The following is a 20,673-nucleotide window of genomic DNA, read 5'->3' as shown; positions in this document are numbered from 1 at the left end:
TCCATTGAGGTGGGGTGATGGCCGGGGCCTGTTGTTCTGCGCGGGCTTTTTAGCAGCCGCCCGTGGCTGGCGCCAGGGCTGAATGCTGTGCCATCAGGCAGGCCACGGTTGACAGTGTGGGGGCGGACTGAGCAGTATCGGTGCCTCGCTTGATCCAACCGAGCTTTTCAATGTCCGCAATCGCCCACTCCGCCGTTTCCGCCCTGGCCCTCACGGCCCAGGCGTCGGCCTATGGCGTTGCCGCGGGCAAGAAATCCAAGAAACAGTCGCTCATTTGACCGGGGCGTGCTGTCCCGTCAGATGGGCTGACAGGACAGTAGGCGTGAACCGGGTCTTCCCCCTTTCGAATCTCCTCCCTGCATCCCTCCGACGGTGACTCTGACGGTCAGCCAAAGGAGATCTGCAATGCCTGTGTTTTCTGGAATCTGGGTTGCCCTGGTGACCCCCTTCAACGATGGCGCCATCGACTTCCCCGCCCTGCGCCGCCTGGCGCGGCACCTGCTGGATGAAGGCGTTGCCGGACTGGTGGCCTGCGGCACCACGGGAGAGGCGGCGGCGCTGTCGAAGGATGAGCAATTGGCAGTGCTGGACGCGTTGCTGGAAGAGATCCCCGGCGACCGCCTGGTGATGGGGCTGGCCGGCAACCACCTGGCCGAACTGCTGGCTTTCCAGCGCGAGGTGCAGCGTCGTCCCATCGCCGGCGTGCTGGTGCCGGCGCCTTACTACATCCGCCCGTCCCAGGAAGGCCTGCTGGCCTGGTTCGGTGCCATCGCCGATGCCTCCAGCGTGCCGGTGATCCTCTATGACATTCCCTACCGCACCGGCGTGCGCCTGGAACTGGCTACCCTGCGCCAGCTCGCCCGCCACCCGCGGATCGTGGCCATCAAGGACTGCGGCGGCAACCCGGAAACCACCCTGGCGCTGATCGCCGACGGCGAGCTGGACGTGCTGACCGGCGAAGACGGGCAGATCTTCACCACCCTGTGCATGGGCGGCCGCGGTGCGATCGCGGCCTCGGCGCATATCCGCCCGCGCCAGTTCGTGGAAATGGCCGAATGCATCGACAAAGGTGAACTTGAGGCCGCGCGAGCGATCTTCCAGAAAATACAGGCACTGATTCGCCTGGCCTTCGCCGAACCCAATCCGGCCCCGGTGAAAAGCCTGCTGGCGATGCAGGGGCTGATCCGCGACGAGTTGCGCCTGCCCATGCAGCCCAGTTCCGAAGCCCTGCTGCAACGACTGCGCAACGAGCTGGCCTAGGCGCTCGCCCGCCCCGTGCGGACCGGCAGCGGCGGGGCGGGAGTGATGCAAGGCGCGAAGCGATGACCCGGCGCGATATATACTGCGCGCCACTGATTCAAGGAGAGCCCTGTGGCCATCGACATTATCTGGATCCGCGACGACGCTGCGCTGGCCGAACACTGCGCCGCGTGGCGGCACCTGCCCTTCGTGGCCCTGGACACCGAGTTCATGCGCGTCGACACCTTCTACCCCAAGGCTGGCCTGGTGCAGGTCGGCGACGGTGAACACGCCTTCCTCATCGACCCGCTGCTGATTCGCGACTGGTCGCCTTTCGCCGAGCTGCTGGAAGACCGCGCGGTACTCAAGGTGCTGCACGCCTGCAGCGAGGACCTGGAGGTCTTCCTGCGCCTGGCCGGCGCCCTGCCGCAGCCGCTGCTGGACACCCAGCTGGCCGCCGGTTATCTCGGCATCGGCTACTCCATGGGCTATTCGCGCCTGGTGCAGGCGGTCCTCGGCATCGACCTGCCCAAGGACGAGACCCGTTCCGACTGGCTGCAGCGCCCGCTCACCGAGATGCAGGTGCGTTATGCCGCCGAAGACGCGCAGCACCTGGCCGAGCTCTATGCCGCCCTGGAGCCGCGCCTGACCGAGCCCAAGCGCGCCTGGGTACTGGAAGATGGCGCCGAACTGGTGGCCAACCTGCGCCGCGAAGTCGTTCCCGAAGAGCTCTACCGAGAAGCCAAGCTGGCCTGGAAGCTTTCCCGTGCCCAACTCGCCGTGCTGCGCGAGCTCTGTGCCTGGCGCGAGATCGAAGCGCGCCTGCGCGACCAGCCGCGCAACCGCATCCTGCGTGAACACAGCCTCTGGCCCCTGGCGCGCTTCCAGCCGGACAACCTGGTGTCCCTGGCGCGAATCGAGGACATGCACCCGCGCACCGTGCGTCAGGACGGCAATACCCTGCTTGAATTGATCCGCGAGGCCGCCGAGACTCCGCCCGATCAATGGCCCGAGGCACTGCCCGAGCCGCTGCCGCCGGAGGCCTCGCCGTTGCTGAAGAAGCTGCGTGCAGTCGGCCAGGCGGAAGCCGAACGCCTCGGAATGGCGCCGGAGCTGATGCTGCGCAAGAAGCACCTGGAAGCCCTGCTCAAGAGCGGCTTCCCCGACGGCCCCTACAGCCTGCCCGACGGCCTGCGTGGCTGGCGCCGCGAGCTGATGGGCCAGGCCCTGCTGGACACCCTGGCCACGGCCGGCCAATGAACCAATCCGCCGTGCCGTCCGGCACGGCTCGCCCCACGAGCCCGACCATGAAACGTATCTGCTCCATCTACAAAAGCCCGCGCAAGAACGAGATGTACCTCTACGTCGACAAGCGCGAAGCCCTGAGCCGCGTGCCCGAAGCCCTGATCGCCGCCTTCGGTGCCCCGCAGCACGCCTTCGACCTGGTGCTGACACCCGAGCGCCAACTGGCCCGCGAGGACATCAACAAGGTGCTGGAGAACATCGAGAAGCAGGGCTTCCACCTGCAGATGCCGCCGGCCCAGGACGAGTACATCGAGCACCTGCCGGAAGAGCTGCTGCGGATGAACGACCCCATCTGATGAAAATCCTCATCGCCGAAGAAGAGTTCGCGCTCTACGCCGACCTGCTGCGCACCCAGACCGGCCTGCAGTTCCATGGCGGCAGCGATGTAGAGCGCCTGGTGGAGTCCGCGCGGGAATGCCCGGTGTGGCTGGGCGAGCCCGACCTGATGGCGGAACTGCTGCGCAGGGGCTGCAAGCCGGACTGGATGCAGTCGACCTGGGCCGGCATCACCCCGCTGCTGGCCGCCGACCTGCCCCAGGACTACCGGTTGACCCGCGCCGTGGGCATCTTCGGCCAGGTGATGGCCGAGTACGTCCTCACCTACCTGCTGGCCCATCAGCGGCAGCTGTTCTCGCGGGCGGCCGCCCAGGCCGAGAAGCGCTGGGACAACCGCCTGCCGCGCAGCCTCGAAGGCAAGCGGGTGCTGATCGTCGGCAGCGGCGATATCGGCCAGAGCGTGGCCGGCTTCCTCGAGCCCTTCGGCGTTGAGCTCCACGGCATCGCCCGCGAGCCGCGCCCGCTGGAACCTTTCGAGCGGGTCTTCGGCATGGAGGCGCTGGCCGAACAGGTGGCCTGGGCCGATTGCGTGGTGAACCTGCTGCCGGATACCCCGGCCACCCGCGATATCTACGACGCGGCGACTTTCGCCTGCATGCGTCCGACCGCCCTGTTCATCAATGCCGGACGCGGCGTGGCGGTGGTTGAGCACGACCTGGTGGCGGCACTGCAGGCCGGCCAACTGGCGGCCGCGGTGATCGACGTCTGTCGCGAAGAGCCGTTGCCCGCGTGGCACCCGTTCTGGAACGCCCCCAACCTGCTGATCACCGGTCATAGCTCGGCGCCCACGCTGCCCAGCGCCATGGCCCGGCTGTTCGTCGACAACCTCATCCACTACCAGGCAGGCGAACCGTTGCGTGGGCAGGTCAATTTCGAGCGCGGCTACTGAGTTAGCCGCGCTGTAACCGACGGTCAGCTATGCTTGGCCGATACCCTGTACCCGACTAGACTACGCGCCCCCGAACCAACCCCCCGCACGCCATGGCCGCCAAAGTCGAACCTTTCTGGAAGCGCAAGACCCTCGCACAGCTCGATCAGGAAGAGTGGGAATCCCTCTGCGACGGCTGCGGCCTGTGCTGCCTGCAGAAGCTCGAAGACGAGGACGACGGCAGCGTCTATTACACGCGCATCGCCTGCAAGCTGCTGGACCTGAAGACCTGCCGCTGCACCGACTACGCCAATCGCCGCCAGTTCGTCGCCGACTGCATCCAGCTCACCCCGGCCCAGGCCGACGAGTTCCAATGGCTGCCACCCACCTGCGGCTATCGCCTGGTGGCCGAGGGCAAGGACCTGCCGCCCTGGCACCACCTGGTCTGCAATGACCCCGAAGCGGTGCACAAGACGGGCATCTCCCAATCCGGCCGCATGCTCAGCGAGAACAGCGTCTCCGAGGATGATTGGGAGGAGCACCTGATTTTCCGCGCAGGCTAGCAGGCCGTTGGAAGCTGGCCGCGTCGCTCACGTTTTCTACGTGCTGCTGGGGCGGTCACGGATCAAATCGCCGCCTTTCGAGTCTCAGGGACTGACCGTCACACCCACCAAGGAAGCCATCCTCGATGTCCGCCCGTTCCCAGCTCCTGCTGTCCACCGTCCTGCTCACCCTGAGCGCCCCGTTGTGGGCGGCGAAGAAGGTCGATCTCGACTATCAGGTGCGCTTTCTGCCCGAGAGCGACCAGGCGGAAGTCAATGTGGTGCTGGAGAAGGGTGACGGCGTGCGCAGCCTGCGCTTCGACCTGGGCGACAAGGGCTACTACAGCGACTTCAAGACCAGTGGCACCTGGAGCCAGGAAGATCCGGGCCACGGCACCTGGGTGCCCGGCAAGGGCAAGGCCAGCCTCAGTTACAGGGTGCGCATCAGCCATCCCCGTGGCGACGGCCGCTTCGACGCCCGCATGACCCCGGACTGGGCATTGCTGCGCGGTGACGACCTGGTGCCGGCAGCACGCCTGGACATGGTGGAAGGCGTCGACCTGGTGGCGCGCCTGCAGTTCGAACTGCCCAGCGGCTGGCAGTCGGTGGAGACCGGCTGGCCGCGCATCGGCAAGAACCGTTTCCGCATCGACAATCCCGAACGCATGCTCGACCGCCCCACCGGCTGGATCCTCGCCGGCAAGCTGGGCAGCCGCCGTGTCACCCTGGGTACGACCGACGTCACCGTCAGCGCCCCGGTGGGCGAGGACATGCGGCGCATGGACATCCTGACCATGCTCACCTTCGTCTGGCCCCACGCCCAGGAAGTCTTTCCCCGTGAGCCGGGCAAGCTGCTGATCGTCGGCGCCAACGACCCCATGTGGCGCGGCGGACTGTCGGCACCCAACTCGTTCTTCATGCACTCGGCGCGCCCGATGGTGAGCGAGAACGGCACCAGTTCCCTGGTGCACGAACTGGTGCACGTGCTCAGCCGGATCAGCGATACCGATCGCAGCGACTGGATCAGCGAAGGGGTGGCCGAGTACTACGCCATCGAACTGCTGCGCCGCGCAGGAGGCCTGGGCGACGACCGCTACGAGGCGATCCGCGAGCAGCTGCGCCAGTGGAGCAAGAAGGTGGACAGCCTGCGCGGCGAACATGCCAGCGGCGCCATCACCGCCCGCGCCGTACTGCTGCTGCAGGACCTGGACAAGGAAATCCGCCTGCGCACCGACGGCAAGCACTCCATGGACGATGTCGCCCGCGGCCTGATGCGCCTGGACAAGGCCAGCACCAGGGATTTCATCGAAATCACCGAGAACATCATGGGCGGCGCGTCGGACGTGCTGGATACCAGGCTGCTGCGTTAAGCATTGCTGGAACGTCCTGGTCCAGGTTGCTTGCCGAGTTCTGCGGATGTTTCTGGTTTCGCCTTCCCAGGCGAGTCACTTTTCTCAAACGCCAGAAAAGTAACCAAAAGCGCTTGCCCCTGCATCCGCCCCGGCTTTGCCGGTGTGCCCTCCTTCCATCGTTGCGCCGGGGGCACGGCGAGAGGGGCCATCCATGGCCCCGCACGCCTCTCGCTGCATCCATGCCGCTCGTCCCCCTCTGCAACGATTCCGCTCGGCCTCCTGAAGGGGCGAAGTCGCCGCCTCAGCTCAGTTGCTCAGTTGCTCAGTTTCAGGCGGTTGGCTGCTTCAGAATTTTTTGTCCCTCGCCGGCGCGAGTCACCCCTCTCCTCTTCAGGGAGAGGGGCCGGGGGTGAGGGGGCAGGCTGGCGCGAAAGTCTGGAAGGTGAGTGGGAAGGGCGTAATCCTTGGCGAATGAATTCGCCCTTACATGTATCGATCCGTCGCCATTCGGGCTACATCTCCCCCCTTCGACCACTCAGCAGTTCCAGCATCGCCGCCGCGGTCGGCTCGGACGACGCCGGGTTCTGCCCGGTGATCAGGTTGCCGTCGGTGACCACATGGGGCTGCCAGTCCGCCACCTTGGAGTAATGGGCGCCTTTGTCCTTCAGTTCGTCCTCCAGCAGGAAGGGCACCACTTCGGCCAGGCCGACCGCGGTTTCCTCGGAGTTGGAGAAGCCCGTCACCGCGTTGCCCTGCACCAGCGGCGCGCCGTCCGGCGCCTTGGCGTTGAGCAGTACCGCCGGCGCGTGGCACACGGCGCCTACCGGTTTGCCGGCGGCGTAGAAGGTTTCGACCATCACGATGGAATGCAGGTCGTCCACCAGGTCCCACATCGGGCCGTGGCCGCCGGGGTAGAAGAGGGCGTCGTAGTCGCCCGGCACCAGGCCGGCCAGCATATGGGTGTTGGCGAGCGCCCGGCGGGCTTGGTCATCGTCGCGAAAGCGGTGGGTCGCTTCGGTCTGCGCCTCCGGGTCGTCGCTCTTCGGGTCCAGCGGTGGGTGGCCGCCCTTGGGGGAAGCCAGCACCACCTCGGCGCCGGCATCGCGGAACGCGAAGTAGGGAGCGGCGAACTCCTCCAGCCAGAAACCGGTCTTCTTGCCGGTGTTGCCCAGCTGGTCATGGGAGGTCAGTACCATGAGGATTTTCATCGTGAACTCCTTGCAGACTCGGTTTCGAACGGCCCGGCGGGCTATTCCTCGCGCTTCAACAGGTCGCCGATGGCGGCGAACGCCTTGTAGGTGGCGCGCGGTCCCTGCCGCGCGCCGGGTTGTTCCTCGCTGTGCCACTGCTGATCGGTGTAGCGGGAGTGCTCGTTGTCGTGACAGTAGAGACAGAGCAGCTCCCAGTTCGAACCGTCGGCCGGATTGTTGTCATGGTTGTGATCGCGGTGATGCACGGTAAGTTCGGACAGGCGCTTGCCGCTGAACTCGCGACCGCAACGGGCGCAGACCCAGGGAAACAGCTTCAGCGCCTGTTCCCGGTAGCTGTGCTCGCGCCGCTTGCGTTCGTCGGCGAGCAGTTTGTCCAGCTTGCCGGTCGGGGTCGCCGACGGTCCTGTGCTCATCTTTCGCTCCCGTGCTTGAACCTGTGAAAAGTCTAGTTGCGAGGACGCCGGATCGCTGGCATCCCGTCGCGTCGGGACGCGCCCGATCCTGCCGGAACTAGACTGGTCATCAGTGATGAGCAGGAGGCCGCATCATGACTCGCTCCCGAATTCCTCTGCTCCTGGCGCTGGTCCTGATCGCCGGTGGCGCGCTGGCGCAGAATCCCCCGCTGCTGCGGGCGCCGTTGCAGGCTCCGGCGGGGGCGCCCGGCACGGCAAATCCGCAGCCCTACCCGCAGGTGGTGCCGCGCGCGGTCACCAGCCCGTCGCCGCAGAGCGGCAGCCCGCAATTGATGAAGCGTCCGGACCAGGAGCAGCGTCTGCGCGAGTCCCTGGAACAGCGCGACCAGGCCATTCCGGTGCTGGAGCAGCAACTGGAGCGCAACTCCAGGGGGCTCGGGACCAGCACCGGCAATCCCTGATCAGTTGCCGGAAAGGCCCAGCACCTTGAGCAGGAAGGCGTATTCCAGCGCCACGTCGCGCAGCGCCTGGTAGCGGCCGCTCATGCCGCCGTGGCCGGCGCCGAGGTCGGTCTTGAGCAGCAGCGGGTTGCTGTCGGTGCGGGTCGCGCGCAGGCGGGCCACCCACTTGGCCGCTTCCCAGTACTGCACGCGGCTGTCGTTGTAGCCGGCCACCACCAGCATTGCCGGATAGGCCTGGGCGCGGACGTTCTCGTAGGGCGCATAGCCCTTGATCCGCTCGAATACCTCGGGGTCGTTCGGGTCGCCCCACTCGTCGTACTCGGTCACGGTCAGCGGCAGGTCGGGGTTCTGCATGGTGTTCAGCACGTCCACGAACGGCACTTCGGCGATGGCCGCGGCGAAGAGTTCGGGGCGCAGGTTGAGCACCGCCCCGATCAGCAGGCCACCGGCGCTGCCACCGCTGACGGCCAGTTGCGCCCGGCTGGTGTAGCCCTCGGCGATCAGGTGTTCGGCGCAGGCGATGAAATCGCCGAAGGTATTGGCCTTGTGCTCCAGCTTGCCGGCGCGGTACCAGGCTTCCCCCAGCTCACCGCCGCCACGTACGTGGGCGATGGCGAAGACGAAACCGCGATCCAGCAGGCTCAGGCGTGCATGGGAGAACCAGGGGTCGAGGCTCTCGCCATAGGCGCCGTAGCCGTAAAGGTAGAGCGGGGCGGGTTTGCCCAGGGCTTCGCGGCGGGCCACCAGGCTGATGGGAATGCGTGTGCCATCCTCTGCCGTCGCCCAGAGACGCTGGCTGACATAGGCATCGGCATCGAAGGGGCCTTCCACCGGGGTTTCCTTCAGCACTTTCTGCTCGCCGGTGGCCAGTTCCAGCTGGCGAACCTGGGCCGGGCGATTCAGGGCCTCATAGCGCAGGCGAACGAACGGGCTGTCGAACTCCAGGTTGTCCTGCACATAGAGGCTGTAGGCGGCGTCCGGCAGTTGCAGCGGATAGGGCGCGCTGCCTTCCGGGTGCACCTGGACGATCGGCAGGCCGCCTTCGCGCAGGCTGAGGACGAAACCGCCAGCATTCAGGCTGATGCCCTCCAGCATGCGGGCCTCGTCGTGGGCGATCAGTTCCTGCCAGTGAGCGCGGGTGGGTTCGCTCTCGGTGGCGTGGTAGAGGGCGAAGTTGATGCCGGTCTGGTTGCTGCGCAGCAGCCAGGCCCATTGCCCGTTCAGCCTGCCGTGGTCGGCGTAGTACTCGTGGTTTTCCTCGCGCGGTGCCAGGCAGGTCCAGGTACCTTCCGGCGTCCCGGCATCCAGCACCCAGGTTTCGCTGGTGGTCTTGCTGTTCAGCAGCAGGATCAGCTGGCGTTCGGAACTGGCGCGATAGCAGTGGAGGAAGAAGCGGCCGTCGTCTTCCTCGAACACCAGGGTGGCGCCGGCCTCGCCCAGGCGATGGCGGTGCAGGCGGTGCGGGCGATGGGTGTCGTCCAGCTCGCCGAAGAACAGGGTGGCGCTGTCGTTGGCCCAGGTCATGCTGCCGTCGCACTGTTCGAAGGGCAGGGCGGTCACCTCACCGCTGGCCAGTTCCTTGACGAACAGCTGGTAGATCTCGTCGCCGCTGGTGTCCAGGCTGTAGGCCAGGCGCGTGTGGTCGGGGCTGACGCTGAAAGCGCCGATGGAGAGGAAGCCGCCGGCCGCCAGCTCGTTCGGGTCCAGCAGCAATTCCTCGCCGGCGGAGTCCGGGGTCAGGGACCCGTCCGCCGGACGCGGGCAGCGGTAATGGCGCGCGTACTCGTCGCCGGCGGTGGTGCGCTGGTAGTAGAGCCAGGGGCCCCAGGGCACCGGCAGGGAAAGGTCGGTCTCGCGGATGCGGCCCTTGATCTCCTGGAACAGCGTCTCGCGCAGCTCTTTCTGGTCGGCCAGCTCGGTTTCCAGCCAGGCGTTCTCCGCCTCGAGGTAGGCGAGCACTTCGGGGGCGTCGCGTTCTTCCAGCCAGCGATAGGGGTCGTCACCGGGTTCGATACGGGCGATGGGGGCTTGGGACATGGGCATTCTCGAAGGCAGGCCGGGCGGCGACGGCAGGAGCGCCGGAACCGCTAAAAGCGTTTATCATAAGCGCCCTTTTGCCAGCCTTGCCACGGACGCCAATGACTGAACACGACTACCTGCTCGCCTGGTCCGCCTACGGAGTGGCCGCGCTTGGCTGCCTGCTGGTGTGGTTCCGCCTGACCGGCTGGATGTGGCGCTGGCTGCGTGAGCCCCTGCGGGTACTGGTAGCGGTCCTGCTGCTGACCCCGACCATCGTCGACCCGGCCAAGGACCAGTTCGCCCCGGCCGTGGCCATCACCGCCCTGGACCTGGTGTTCAAGGTCGGCAACAACGCCTGGAAGGCGGCGCTCGACCTGACCATGTACAGCATCATCGCCTTGACCCTGTATCTGGTATTCGCCGCTATTCGCTGGCCCATCGAGAACAAGCTCAAGGCGCGCCGCGCCGAGCGCGAGGCCGCACAACAGGCCGATGAAGAGCCGACCCTGCGTGACGTCATGCGCGACGGCCGGCCCGAAGCCGATACCCGCTTCGATCAGAACGGCGACCGCCGCCTGCGAATCGAACCCCGCCTGTAACGCCGGGGGCCTTGCAGGCCGGGCACTACGCGTTCAGCATGAGCCATTCCCGTGAAGGAGCGCCCATGGACTGCGTGTTCTGTGCCATCGCCGCTGGCAGGCTGCCGGCCCATCTGCTGCATGAAGACGAGCATTTCCTGGTGCTGCTGGACATCTACCCGCTACGGCCTGCGCATGTGCTGGTCGTCAGCCGCGAACACGCTCCCCTGCTCACCGACCTCTCCGCCGATGCCCGCGACCGCCTGCTCGCCCTGACCGCGCGCCTGAGCCAGGCCTTGCGCTGGGCCGGCTACGGGCGCGAGGGCATCAACCTGCTGGTCAACGACGGCCCCGCCTCCAACCAGCACGTGCCGCACCTGCATCTGCACCTGATTCCCCGTCGCCGTGGCGACCTCACCGGCCTGCTCTGGCGAGCCCTGACCCGCTTCCTGCCCCTTGGCCGCTCTGTCGTGCAGGCGCGCCTGGAACGCGAAGCCGAACAACTGAAAAACGCCCTGAAGCTGGAATTCTGAACCATGTGCGAATTGCTTGGCATGAGCGCCAACGTCCCCACCGATATCGTCTTCAGCTTCACCGGCCTGATGCAGCGCGGCGGCGGCACCGGTCCGCACCGCGACGGCTGGGGCATCGGCTTCTACGAAGGACGCGGCCTGCGCCTGTTCCAGGACCCGTCGGCCAGTGTCGAATCCGAAGTGGCGCGCCTGGTGCAGCGCTACCCGATCAAGAGCGAGACGGTGATCGGCCATATCCGCCAGGCCAACGTCGGCAAGGTCTGCCTGTCCAACACCCATCCCTTCGTGCGCGAGCTCTGGGGCCGCAACTGGTGCTTCGCCCACAACGGCCAACTGGCCGGCTTCGAGCCGCCGAAAGGCTTCTACAGCCCGGTTGGTGACACCGACAGCGAAGCCGCCTTCTGCGACCTGCTGAACCGTGTGCGCGGTGCCTTCCCGGAACCTGTGATGGCGGAAATCCTCCTGCCGGTACTGATCCAGGCCTGCTTCGAATACCGCCAGAAAGGGGTGTTCAACTGCCTGCTGAGCGACGGCGACTGGCTGTTCAGCTTCTGCTCCACCAAGCTCGCCCACATCACCCGCCGCGCGCCTTTCGGCCCTGCGAGTCTGAAGGACGCCGACCTGACCGTGGACTTCCAGGCGGAAACCACTCCCAACGACGTGGTGACGGTGATCGCCACCGAGCCTCTGACCGACAACGAAACCTGGAACATCTACCAGCCGGGCGAGTGGATTCTCTGGCGCCGCGGCGAGATCGTCACCCAGGGCCGTGCCTGACCCGCAGAGCAGGACAACCAGCGTCGCCTTTCCCTGGACGTCCGTGGCCAAGCGGCTCACGGGGAACGGATTCTGCGATTGGGCGTGGCTCGTCGTACCGAAATGGTTCACAGCACACAACCAGGCACTTGACTCTGCCCCAAGGGGCAGACTCTAGGCTGGCGCTACCTTCTATGCAGGGAGTGCTTCAGATGAATGGGTTGTGTCTGGTCACAGGGGCCAATGGCCATCTTGGCAATACGCTCGTGCGCACGCTGGTAGCGCGCGGCGAGCGAGTGCGGGCGGGAGTGCGCGATCCGGGCGACCGCTCGGCCTTCGCCGGGCTCGACTGCGAGCTGGTGTATACCGAGTTGCAGGATAAGCAGGCGCTGCTGCAAGCGCTGCACGGGGTGGAGGTGCTGTATCAGGTCGCCGCGGTGTTCCGCCATTGGGCGCGCGACCCGCAGGCTGAGATCGTGCTGCCTAACGTCGAAGGCACCCGGAATGTGCTGGAGGCAGCCGCCGAGGCGGGTGTGAAGCGAGTGGTCTATGTCAGCTCGGTCGCCGCAGTAGGGCACAACGGCCAGCGGCTGGGCGAAGAGCACTGGAACGATGAGCCGGACAATGCCTATTACCGCTCCAAGATACTTGCGGAGCAGGTGGCCTGGGAGGTCTCGCGGCGCCTGGGCCTCGATCTGGTGGTAGTACTGCCGTCGGCCATGGTCGGTCCAAACGCACAACGGCTGACCGATACGATGAGTTTTCTCGAGGCAGTGGCGGAACGACAGGTACCGCTCGATCCTGGTTTCCACTTCAACTTCGTCGACGTGCGCGACGTGGCCGAAGGGTTGATTCAGGCCGCCGCACGAGGGCGTGCAGGCGAGCGATACATCCTCGCCAACGAACATTCGTCTCCGCTGCAGGCACTGATCGAGGCCGCCAACGTGGTCGAGCCGGGATATCGATTGCCGCCTCCCGCTCCGCGTTGGCTTCTGTTAGCCCTGGCCTGGCTTCAGGAGCGTTGGGCGCAGTTGACTGGCCGCCCGGCCAAACTGCTGGCCAGCCAGGTGCGGCTGTTTCACGGGGTACGCCAGGAGTACAGCATCGCCAAGGCACGGGCCGAACTGGGCTATCGGCCGCGGCCTCCGGCAGAGGCGTTACGCGAGGCCTTCGAATTCCTGCATCAGCGCCCGAGCTAACCGCGGCACTGTTGCTGCGGCTGCTCGGAAAACAGCCGGGAGACTTCCTCCTTGAGCTCCACCAGGCGAGCGTCAAGGGCGTGCAGTTCTGCAATCTGCGCCTGTACTTGCAGGCGCTTCAGCTCGATACCTGCGCTCGCCAACTCCAGCGGGAAGCGCCGCTTGAGCTGTTTCTCCGCAAGCAGTTCGCTCATTTCCGAAAGCTTGAACCCTACCGATTGGGCGACCCGGATCAGCCGTACGATGTCCACATGATGCGGTGTATAGACGCGATAACGGCCCTGGCGTGGCGGCGCTTCGAACAGCCCCAGTTCCTCATACAGGCGGATCGCCTTCGGCGTGCAGCCGGTCAACTTGGCGAGCTTTCCGATATACATGGCAGGTTTCTCATCCTTGAGTGGGGCGGTTGCAAGCGCTACATCCGGTCTATGGTCGGTGGGGCTCAGGCAGTGCTCAGGACTCGCGGCCGTGGGCCGCCGCGGCCAGTTGCCCGGTGTCTACCCGGACGAAGACGGAGTCGCCGACGGCGGTCAGCAGTTCCCCCGCATAGACCTCGCAGATCACCCGGGTCTTGCGCCCCGGTTCGCCCTCCAGCCGGGCGCGCAGCAGCAGCGGCACACCCATGGGGGTCGGCTTGATGAACTTGATGCCGAGGTTGCCGGTGACGCACTCGATGCGTGGCAGGCTGCCAGGCTCGCGGCCCTCGTCGCGGTAGTGGTAGGCCATGGCGGTCCAGTTGGAGTGGCAGTCCACCAGCATGGCGATCAGCCCGCCATACACCAGGTCCGGCCAACCGCAGTACTTGGCATCCGGCACGTGTTCGGCCACGACGTGTACGCCATCCTCGTGCCAGCGGCTCTTGATGTGCAGGCCGTGATGGTTGCGGCCGCCACAGCCGTAGCAGACGCCGTCCGGCGCGGCGATGTCCTGCAGGGAGATGTCTTGCATGATCGGCTCGTTTCGAAGAAGTGAGCGCCAAGCCTAGCGGCTTTGGCCGCAAAGTAGAACGGGCCCTTCCGGGCCCGTTCTTTCATTTCGAGAGGAACCTCATCCCTTCCTCCAGCCCCTGCAGGGTCAGGGGGTGCATCTGGTCGTTGATCAGCTCGCGGACGATGTTGGTGGAGGCGGTGTAGTTCCAGGTGTCCTTGGGGTAGGGGTTGATCCAGATGAGCTTCTTGTACTTCTCCATGAAGCGTTTCATCCAGACGTAGCCCGGCTCTTCGTTCCAGTGTTCGACGCTGCCGCCGGCCTGGGTGATCTCGTAGGGCGCCATTGCGGCGTCGCCGACGAAGACCACTTTGTAGTCCGGGCCGTACTTGTGCAGCAGGTCGAGGGTGGAGGTGCGCTCGGAGGTACGGCGCAGGTTGTTCTTCCACACGGATTCGTAGATGAAGTTGTGGAAGTAGAAGTACTCCAGGTGCTTGAACTCGGTCTTGCACGCCGAGAAGAGTTCTTCGCAGACCTTCACGTGGGCGTCCATGGAACCGCCGATATCCAGCAGCAGGAGCAGCTTCACGGTGTTGCGGCGTTCCGGGCGCATCTGGATGTTGAGCAGGCCGGCGTCGCGGGCGGTGTGGTCGATGGTGCCGTCCAGGTCCAGCTCTTCCGCCGCGCCCTCGCGGGCGAACTTGCGCAGGCGGCGCAGGGCGACCTTGATGTTGCGGGTGCCCAGTTCCACCTGGTCGTCGAGGTTCTTGTACTCGCGCTGGTCCCAGACCTTCACGGCCCGGCCCTGGCGCTTGCCGGCATCGCCCACGCGGATGCCTTCGGGGTTGAAACCGCCGGAGCCGAAGGGGCTGGTGCCGCCGGTGCCGATCCACTTGTTGCCGCCGGCGTGGCGTTCCTTCTGTTCTTCGAGGCGCTTCTTGAACTCCTCGATCAGCTTGTCCAGCCCGCCGAGGGACTGGATCTGCGCACGCTCCTCATCGGTGAGCATGCGTTCGAACTCCTTGCGCAGCCATTCCTCGGGAATCAGCGCCTGGAGGTAGTCGTCGAGCTTCTCCAGACCCTTGAAGTAGGCGGAGAAGGCGCGGTCGAACTTGTCGAAATGGCGCTCGTCCTTGACCAGCACCGTGCGGGCGAGGAAGTAGAACTCGTCCATGTCGGCGAACACCACGTTGTGCTTCAACGCGTTGATCAGGTCCAGCAGCTCGCGGACCGACACCGGCACCTTGGCTGCGCGCATTTCGTTGAACAGGTTGAGCAGCATGGCTGCACCCTCGTCTATCTGTTGGTTCTCAGGAGCGGGGCTCCTGGGGCAGGCCGTCGGCGATGGCGTACCAGTCGGCCTTGGATTCCGGAAAGATGTGCTTCTGCGGGATCGGGCCCAGCGGCGAGTCCAGCGTGCCCAGGGCGACTGAAACCCAGTCGGGATGGGCGGTCTCGCTGTACCACTGCAGGGTTGAGCCGCACTGCCGGCAGAAGGACCGGGTCACGCCGGGGGAGGAGTGGTACCGGGCCAGCGCATCCTCGCCCTGTACCAGGCGGAAGGCGCTCCAGCGCACGTTGCCATAGGTGCCGAACGCCGCCCCGTGGCCTTTGCGGCACTGGCTGCAATGGCAATGGGTGGCGGAATTGATAGGCGCGTCGATCTCGTACTTCACCGCGCCGCACAGGCAACTGCCGTGGTGCATGGCTGGTCTCCTAAGTGGGCGGGATTACCCTCACCCCCGGCCCCTTTCCCGCAAGCGGGAGAGGGGAGGTTCGTCAGCGGCTGGCGCGGCGGCTCATGAAGGCCAGGCGCTCCAGCAGTTGCACGTCCTGCTCGTTCTTCACCAGGGCGCCGGCCAGCGGCGGGATGGCCTTGGTGGGGTCGCGCTCGCGCAGTACGGCTTCGCCGATGTTGTCGGCCATCAGCAGCTTCAGCCAGTCCACCAGCTCGGAGGTGGAGGGCTTTTTCTTCAGGCCCGGAACCTTGCGCACGTCGAAGAACACGTCCAGCGCCTCGGATACCAGCGAGTTGCTGATGTTCGGGTAGTGCACATCGACGATCTTTTGCAGGGTGTCGCGGTCGGGGAAGGCGATGTAGTGGAAGAAGCAGCGGCGCAGGAAGGCGTCCGGCAGCTCTTTCTCGTTGTTGGAGGTGATGATGATGATCGGGCGCTGCTTGGCCTTGATGGTCTCGTTGGTCTCGTAAACGTAGAACTCCATCTTGTCGAGTTCCTGCAGCAGGTCGTTCGGGAACTCGATGTCGGCCTTGTCGATCTCGTCGATCAGCAGGATCACGCGCTCTTCGGACTCGAACGCCTCCCACAGCTTGCCTTTCTTGATGTAGTTGCGAACGTCGTGGACCTTGTCGGAATTCAGCTGGGAATCCCGCAGGCGGCTCACCGCGTCGTACTCGTACAGGCCCTGGTGCGCCTTGGTGGTGGACTTGATGTGCCAGGTGATCAGCCTGGCGCCGAAGGACTCGGCCAGCTGCTCGGCCAGCATGGTCTTGCCGGTACCTGGCTCGCCCTTGACCAGCAGCGGGCGCTGCAGGGTGATGGCGGCGTTCACCGCGAGCTTGAGGTCGTCGGTGGCGACGTAGGACTGGGTGCCTTCGAACTTCATCAGGGAATCCTCGGACTTATCACTCCGGTTGGAAAACCGGACGGTTCAGTATTTGGGAAAGGGCTGACTATAACGCGGGCACAAGTCGACTGTGAACGCAGAACCCTCATTCAGTCACTGAATGGCAGGAATGCCCTCTGTCCGACCCGGCGAGCGCTGGACGCTGCCCGGGCACCGCCTTAGGCTTGCGGCTCCTTTCTCCCGCCATGACAAGGATTCCGCCATGAGCCGCATCTTCGCAGACAACTCGCAAGCCATCGGCAACACGCCCCTGGTGCGCATCAACCACCTGGGGCCGCGCGGTGTGACCATCCTCGCCAAGATCGAGGGTCGCAACCCGGCCTATTCGGTGAAGTGCCGCATCGGCGCCAGCATGATCTGGGATGCGGAAGCCTCCGGCCGCCTCAAGCCGGGCATGACCCTGGTGGAACCCACCTCCGGCAACACCGGCATCGGCCTGGCCTTCGTCGCCGCGGCCCGTGGCTACAAGTTGATCCTCACCATGCCCGCTTCCATGAGCCTGGAGCGTCGCAAGGTGCTGAAGGCCCTGGGTGCCGAGCTGGTGCTGACCGAGCCGGCCAAGGGCATGAAGGGCGCCATCGAGAAGGCCAACGAGCTGGTGGCCGCCAACCCCGAGCAATTCCTGCTGCTGCAACAGTTCGAGAACCCGGCCAACCCGGCGATCCACGAGAAGACCACCGGCCCGGAAATCTGGAACGACACCGACGGGGCCGTGGATGTGCTGGTGGCTGGCGTCGGCACCGGCGGCACCATCACCGGCGTGTCCCGCTACATCAAGCAGACCTGCGGCAAGCCGATCCTCTCGGTGGCGGTGGAGCCGGTTTCGTCCCCGGTCATCAGCCAGACCCTGGCCGGCGAAGACGTAAAACCCAGCCCGCACAAGATCCAGGGCATCGGCGCCGGTTTCGTGCCGAAGAACCTCGACCTGACCCTGGTCGACCGCGTCGAGCAGACCACCGACGACGAGGCCAAGGCCCTGGCCCTGCGCCTGATGCGTGAGGAAGGCATCCTCTGCGGTATTTCTTCCGGTGCCGCCATGGCGGTGGCCGTGCGTCTGGCCGAACGTCCGGACATGCAGGGCAAGACCATCGTGGTGATCCTGCCGGACTCGGGTGAGCGCTATCTCTCCAGCATGCTGTTCGATGGGCTTTTCACCGAGCAGGAGCTGCAACAGTAGGTCGGTCCGAGTTCCGCGAGGCCCGACATTCAGACCATGGGCCTCGCACCGCTGGGCTTCGCTGCGCCCAGGCACAACCTACGCAGGTTCCTGTCTTTTCCGCACCAATCTACGGCTGCGCCGGTTCGTAGCTACCCGACTCATAACTCACCCCGTGGCGCACGCGGGGTGGGCCGTCGCCTTCGTGCAGCATGGTCAGGTTGTCGATGATCGCCTTGTCGGCGATGGTCAGGCGATCGAGCATCCGCAAGTGCTGCAACCAGTTCTCCACCACCATGGTTTCCTGCCACAGCTCCGGATCGCCGGCGTCGCGGTACAGCGCCCAGCGGTCGGCGCCGTTGCGCAGCCGCAGACGGCGTAATGGGCGGCTGGCCCGCACGAAGTCACGGGTGCGCTCCTGGGGGATGCGGTATTCGATGGTCACCAGCACCGAGCCCCGGTCCGGATTGAAGGCGAAACCGGGTTGGCCCGGTTGTGGGCTGTCGGCGTGGGCGATGCTGGAGGCGTCCAGCTCAGGCAGGCGGCGCGGGTAGAGCAGGAAGGCGCAGGCGATCATCAGTACGCCCGCGCTGAACAGCGCGCCCTTCACGCCCATGCTCTCCGCCAGGTGGCCCCAGAGATAGGAACCCAGCGCCAGGCCGCCGTAGATGGCCGTCTGGTACAGCGCCAGGGCGCGTGCCTTGACCCAGTCCGGCACCAGGATCTGCACCGCCGAGTTGTAGCTGGCCACTGCCGCGATCCAGCAGATTCCGCCCGTCAGCAGGGCGGGGAAGATCGCCCAGAGGCTGTCCAGCGTGCCCAGTAACAGCATCACCAGGCCGAATGTCAGGCCGGCAAGGCTGATCAGTCTGCTGGTGCCGATCAGCAGCCGTCCCCGGTTCACCAGCAGGCTGCCACCAATGGCCCCGGCACCCAGCGCGCCGAGCATGTAGCCGTACACCGCCGCGTCGCCATCGGGGTTGCGGTGCGCCAGCAGCGGCAGCAGGGCCCACACGGCGCTGGCGGAAATGCCGAAGGAGAACGAGCGCAGCATCACCAGGCGGGTGACGCTGGAGTACTGGGTGAAACGCAGCGCGGCCACCACGCCCTGGAACAGCCCCTCGGGCGGCAGGGTGCGCACCGGCAGTTCGCGGCGCCAGCGCCAGATCGCCCAGATCAGCGCCAGGTAGCACAGGCAGTTGAACAGGAACACCCAGGCCGGGCCCACGGCACTGAGCATCAACCCACCGAGTGCCGGGCCGGCGGCGCGCGCGACGTTGTAGTTGACGCTGTTGAGCAGCACCGCATTGCCCAGCATCTCGCCGGGCACCTGCTCGCTCACCGCCGCCTGCCAGGCGGGAATGGTGACGGCGCCACCGATGCTGATCCAGAGGATGGAAATGATCAGCAGGATGGGATCGAGGATGCCGAGGAAGGCGATGGTGCTGAGGAAGATGGCGCCGCTCATCTCGAAGCAGAGCCCGGCGAGCATGATCTTGCGCCGGTCGTGGTTGTCCGCCAGAACCCCGGAGAGCATAGACAGCAGCACCAGGGGCAGGGCGGAGGCCACCTGGATCATCGCCACCAGCAGCGGGCTGGCGTGGGCCTCGGTGACCACCCAGGCAGCGGCCACCGATTGCGCCCAGGTGCCGAGATTGGCGAACAGGTTGGCGATCCAGATGATGCGGAACGCGGTAATGGCGAAAGGGCTGAACAGTCCGTGGCGTGGCTTGGCTTCGGGTTCGGCGTCGAGGGGCAGGTCGTTTTTCGGGGAGACGGACTGGAGCATCAGGGCCATCCTTGCAGTGCGCGGCCCCGGACAGGCGGGCCGGTCAAGGCTGAAGTGTAGACGGCGCCGATGGCCCGGTTTTGCCTCAGGTCAGGCTTCCTCGCGGGCACGCTGGGACTTGCCGCGCATTGTCACTGACGGCGGTCATGGCGAAGCTGGAAGCCCCGTACGACGGGGTCTCGATTCACAAGCAGCCAGGACACAAAGACAATGACAGGTTCCTTCGCGCCCCTCCTTCTCACGCTGGCCATGTCCGCTACCGCCCAGGCAGCCGACACGGTGAAGATCTACAACTGGAGCGAATACATCGCCCCGGATACCGTCGCCAACTTCAGCAAGGAAACCGGCATCCAGGCCAGCTATGACGTCTATGACAGCAACGAGACCCTCGACGGCAAACTGATGACCGGCCAATCCGGCTACGATGTGGTGGTGCCGTCCAACCACTTCATGGCCAAGCAGATCCAGGCCGGTGCACTGAAGAAGCTGGACAAGAGCCAGCTGCCCAACTGGAAGAACCTCAACCCGGTGCTGCTCAAGGCGCTGGAAGTGAACGATCCGGGCAACCAGTACGGCTTCCCCTATCTCTGGGGCAGCACCGGCATCGGCTACAACGTCGACAAGGTGAAGGCGGTGCTGGGCGACAATGCCCCGGTGGATTCCTGGGACCTGTTCTTCAAGCCGGAGAACATGGAGAAGCTCGCCAAGTGCGGCGTCGCCGTGCTCGACAATGGCCCGGAACTCCTGCCCATTACCCTCAACTACCTGGGCCTGCCGCACCACAGCCAGAAGGCGGAGGACTACAAGACCGCCCAGGCCGAACTGATGAAGGTGCGCCCCTACATCACCTATTTCCACTCTTCGAAGTACGTCAGCGACCTGGCCAACGGCGACATCTGCGTGGCCGTCGGCTTCTCCGGCGACATCCTCCAGGCCGCCACCCGCGCCAAGGAAGCCAGCAACGGCGTGAACATCCGGTACTCCACGCCCAGGGAAGGCTCGCCCATGTGGTTCGACATGGTCGCCATGCCCGCGGATGCGCCCGACGAGGCGGCCGGTTATGCCTTCCTCGACTACCTGCTGCGTCCTGAGGTAATGGCCGGCATCAGCAACTCGGTGCGCTACGCCAACGGCAACGCTGCCGCCGATCCGCTGGTGGACGCCGGCATCAAGGCCGACCCGGCGATCTACCCGCCGGCTGACGTGATGAAGAACCTCTTCGCCCTGGAGTCCATGCCGCCGAAGATCGACCGCGTGCGCACCCGCGTGTGGAGTGCGATCAAGACGGGGCGTTGATCCCTCTCCGGTGAATCTCTTGGGGATTCACCCTGTAGGGGCGAATG

At 65.7% G+C, this 20,673-nt stretch carries 22 protein-coding genes; 13 read left to right on the top strand and 9 right to left on the bottom strand.

The genetic code is table 11. The annotated features are described in order from the left end of the window. Positions 1–405: 405 nt before the first annotated feature. From dapA to FXN65_RS19435, 6 genes are all read left to right on the top strand, one after another. On the top strand, positions 406–1,260 hold the full coding sequence (dapA, locus tag FXN65_RS19460; protein WP_151135465.1) for a 4-hydroxy-tetrahydrodipicolinate synthase: 855 nt from the start codon (positions 406–408) through the stop codon (positions 1,258–1,260). A 111-nt stretch (positions 1,261–1,371) separates the two neighbouring features. Then, on the top strand, positions 1,372–2,499 hold the full coding sequence (rnd, locus tag FXN65_RS19455; RefSeq protein WP_151135463.1) for a ribonuclease D: 1,128 nt from the start codon (positions 1,372–1,374) through the stop codon (positions 2,497–2,499). A 47-nt stretch (positions 2,500–2,546) separates the two neighbouring features. Then, positions 2,547–2,840, top strand: coding sequence for a YcgL domain-containing protein (locus FXN65_RS19450; RefSeq protein ID WP_151135461.1), 294 nt, complete (start codon positions 2,547–2,549; stop codon positions 2,838–2,840). Continuing rightward, positions 2,840–3,769 carry a D-2-hydroxyacid dehydrogenase gene (locus FXN65_RS19445; RefSeq protein ID WP_151135459.1) on the top strand — a complete coding sequence of 310 codons (930 nt, stop codon included), beginning with the start codon at positions 2,840–2,842 and terminating at the stop codon, positions 3,767–3,769. Before FXN65_RS19450 ends, FXN65_RS19445 begins: the two co-directional genes overlap by 1 nt. 92 nt (positions 3,770–3,861) lie before the next feature. Further along, entirely contained in the window at positions 3,862–4,311 is a 450-nt protein-coding gene (locus FXN65_RS19440) for a YcgN family cysteine cluster protein (protein WP_151135457.1), read from the top strand. 125 nt (positions 4,312–4,436) lie between these two features. Continuing rightward, entirely contained in the window at positions 4,437–5,660 is a 1,224-nt protein-coding gene (locus tag FXN65_RS19435) for a M61 metallopeptidase family protein (RefSeq protein WP_151135455.1), read from the top strand. Positions 5,661–6,154: 494 nt separating this feature from the next. On the opposite strand, the gene FXN65_RS19430 is transcribed toward FXN65_RS19435, so the two are convergent. Further along, positions 6,155–6,850, bottom strand: coding sequence for a type 1 glutamine amidotransferase domain-containing protein (locus FXN65_RS19430; RefSeq protein WP_151135453.1), 696 nt, complete (start codon positions 6,848–6,850; stop codon positions 6,155–6,157). A gap of 41 nt (positions 6,851–6,891) precedes the next feature. Beyond that, positions 6,892–7,266: a YajD family HNH nuclease gene (locus FXN65_RS19425; RefSeq protein ID WP_151135451.1), complete on the bottom strand. Its 375-nt coding sequence runs from the start codon at positions 7,264–7,266 to the stop codon at positions 6,892–6,894. A 134-nt stretch (positions 7,267–7,400) separates the two neighbouring features. Between FXN65_RS19425 and FXN65_RS19420 the strand changes: the two genes are divergently transcribed. Beyond that, positions 7,401–7,727 (top strand): hypothetical protein, encoded by a 327-nt coding sequence (locus FXN65_RS19420; RefSeq protein ID WP_151135449.1) that lies wholly within the window; start codon positions 7,401–7,403, stop codon positions 7,725–7,727. Here the strand turns inward: FXN65_RS19420 and FXN65_RS19415 are convergent, their stop codons facing one another. Continuing rightward, positions 7,728–9,770 carry a S9 family peptidase gene (locus FXN65_RS19415; RefSeq protein WP_151135447.1) on the bottom strand — a complete coding sequence of 681 codons (2,043 nt, stop codon included), beginning with the start codon at positions 9,768–9,770 and terminating at the stop codon, positions 7,728–7,730. A gap of 95 nt (positions 9,771–9,865) precedes the next feature. Here FXN65_RS19415 and FXN65_RS19410 point away from each other — a divergent pair, with 95 nt between their 5' ends. The 4 genes from FXN65_RS19410 (at position 9,866) to FXN65_RS19395 (ending at position 12,812) form a co-directional block, all read left to right on the top strand. Next, positions 9,866–10,345 carry an MFS transporter gene (locus FXN65_RS19410; protein WP_151135445.1) on the top strand — a complete coding sequence of 160 codons (480 nt, stop codon included), beginning with the start codon at positions 9,866–9,868 and terminating at the stop codon, positions 10,343–10,345. A 65-nt stretch (positions 10,346–10,410) separates the two neighbouring features. Continuing rightward, entirely contained in the window at positions 10,411–10,857 is a 447-nt protein-coding gene (locus FXN65_RS19405) for an HIT family protein (protein ID WP_151135443.1), read from the top strand. A gap of 3 nt (positions 10,858–10,860) precedes the next feature. Further along, the gene (locus FXN65_RS19400) at positions 10,861–11,634 is read left to right on the top strand and encodes a class II glutamine amidotransferase (RefSeq protein WP_151135441.1); all 774 of its coding nucleotides are present in this window, start codon (positions 10,861–10,863) and stop codon (positions 11,632–11,634) included. 191 nt (positions 11,635–11,825) lie between these two features. Further along, positions 11,826–12,812, top strand: a complete 987-nt coding sequence (locus FXN65_RS19395; RefSeq protein ID WP_178119366.1) for an NAD-dependent epimerase/dehydratase family protein — start codon at positions 11,826–11,828, stop codon at positions 12,810–12,812. Here the strand turns inward: FXN65_RS19395 and FXN65_RS19390 are convergent. The 5 genes from FXN65_RS19390 to FXN65_RS19370 form a co-directional block, all read right to left on the bottom strand. Then, entirely contained in the window at positions 12,809–13,189 is a 381-nt protein-coding gene (locus FXN65_RS19390; RefSeq protein WP_151135439.1) for a MerR family transcriptional regulator, read from the bottom strand. The two genes, FXN65_RS19395 and FXN65_RS19390, sit on opposite strands and share 4 nt — an antisense overlap. A gap of 76 nt (positions 13,190–13,265) precedes the next feature. Continuing rightward, positions 13,266–13,760 (bottom strand): PaaI family thioesterase, encoded by a 495-nt coding sequence (locus FXN65_RS19385; protein ID WP_151135437.1) that lies wholly within the window; start codon positions 13,758–13,760, stop codon positions 13,266–13,268. 82 nt (positions 13,761–13,842) lie between these two features. Next, positions 13,843–15,021: a vWA domain-containing protein gene (locus tag FXN65_RS19380; protein WP_151135435.1), complete on the bottom strand. Its 1,179-nt coding sequence runs from the start codon at positions 15,019–15,021 to the stop codon at positions 13,843–13,845. 28 nt (positions 15,022–15,049) lie between these two features. Then, entirely contained in the window at positions 15,050–15,445 is a 396-nt protein-coding gene (locus tag FXN65_RS19375; RefSeq protein WP_151135433.1) for a GFA family protein, read from the bottom strand. A gap of 73 nt (positions 15,446–15,518) precedes the next feature. Next, positions 15,519–16,364, bottom strand: a complete 846-nt coding sequence (locus FXN65_RS19370; protein ID WP_151135431.1) for an AAA family ATPase — start codon at positions 16,362–16,364, stop codon at positions 15,519–15,521. 223 nt (positions 16,365–16,587) lie between these two features. Between FXN65_RS19370 and cysK the strand changes: the two genes are divergently transcribed. Then, positions 16,588–17,562: a cysteine synthase A gene (gene cysK, locus FXN65_RS19365; protein WP_151135429.1), complete on the top strand. Its 975-nt coding sequence runs from the start codon at positions 16,588–16,590 to the stop codon at positions 17,560–17,562. A gap of 109 nt (positions 17,563–17,671) precedes the next feature. Here the strand turns inward: cysK and FXN65_RS19360 are convergent, their stop codons facing one another. Further along, the gene (locus FXN65_RS19360; protein WP_151135428.1) at positions 17,672–19,330 is read right to left on the bottom strand and encodes an MFS transporter; all 1,659 of its coding nucleotides are present in this window, start codon (positions 19,328–19,330) and stop codon (positions 17,672–17,674) included. Positions 19,331–19,540: 210 nt separating this feature from the next. Here FXN65_RS19360 and FXN65_RS19355 point away from each other — a divergent pair, with 210 nt between their 5' ends. Continuing rightward, complete coding sequence (locus FXN65_RS19355) at positions 19,541–20,626, top strand: extracellular solute-binding protein (RefSeq protein WP_151135426.1); 1,086 nt, start codon at positions 19,541–19,543, stop codon at positions 20,624–20,626. The last annotated feature ends 47 nt before the right edge of the window (positions 20,627–20,673 follow it).

Origin of the sequence: Pseudomonas lalkuanensis (assembly GCF_008807375.1) — a bacterium.
In the GTDB taxonomy this organism is placed as follows: Bacteria; Pseudomonadota; Gammaproteobacteria; order Pseudomonadales; family Pseudomonadaceae; genus Metapseudomonas; species Metapseudomonas lalkuanensis.
This window is presented reverse-complemented; position numbering and strand designations above follow the sequence as displayed.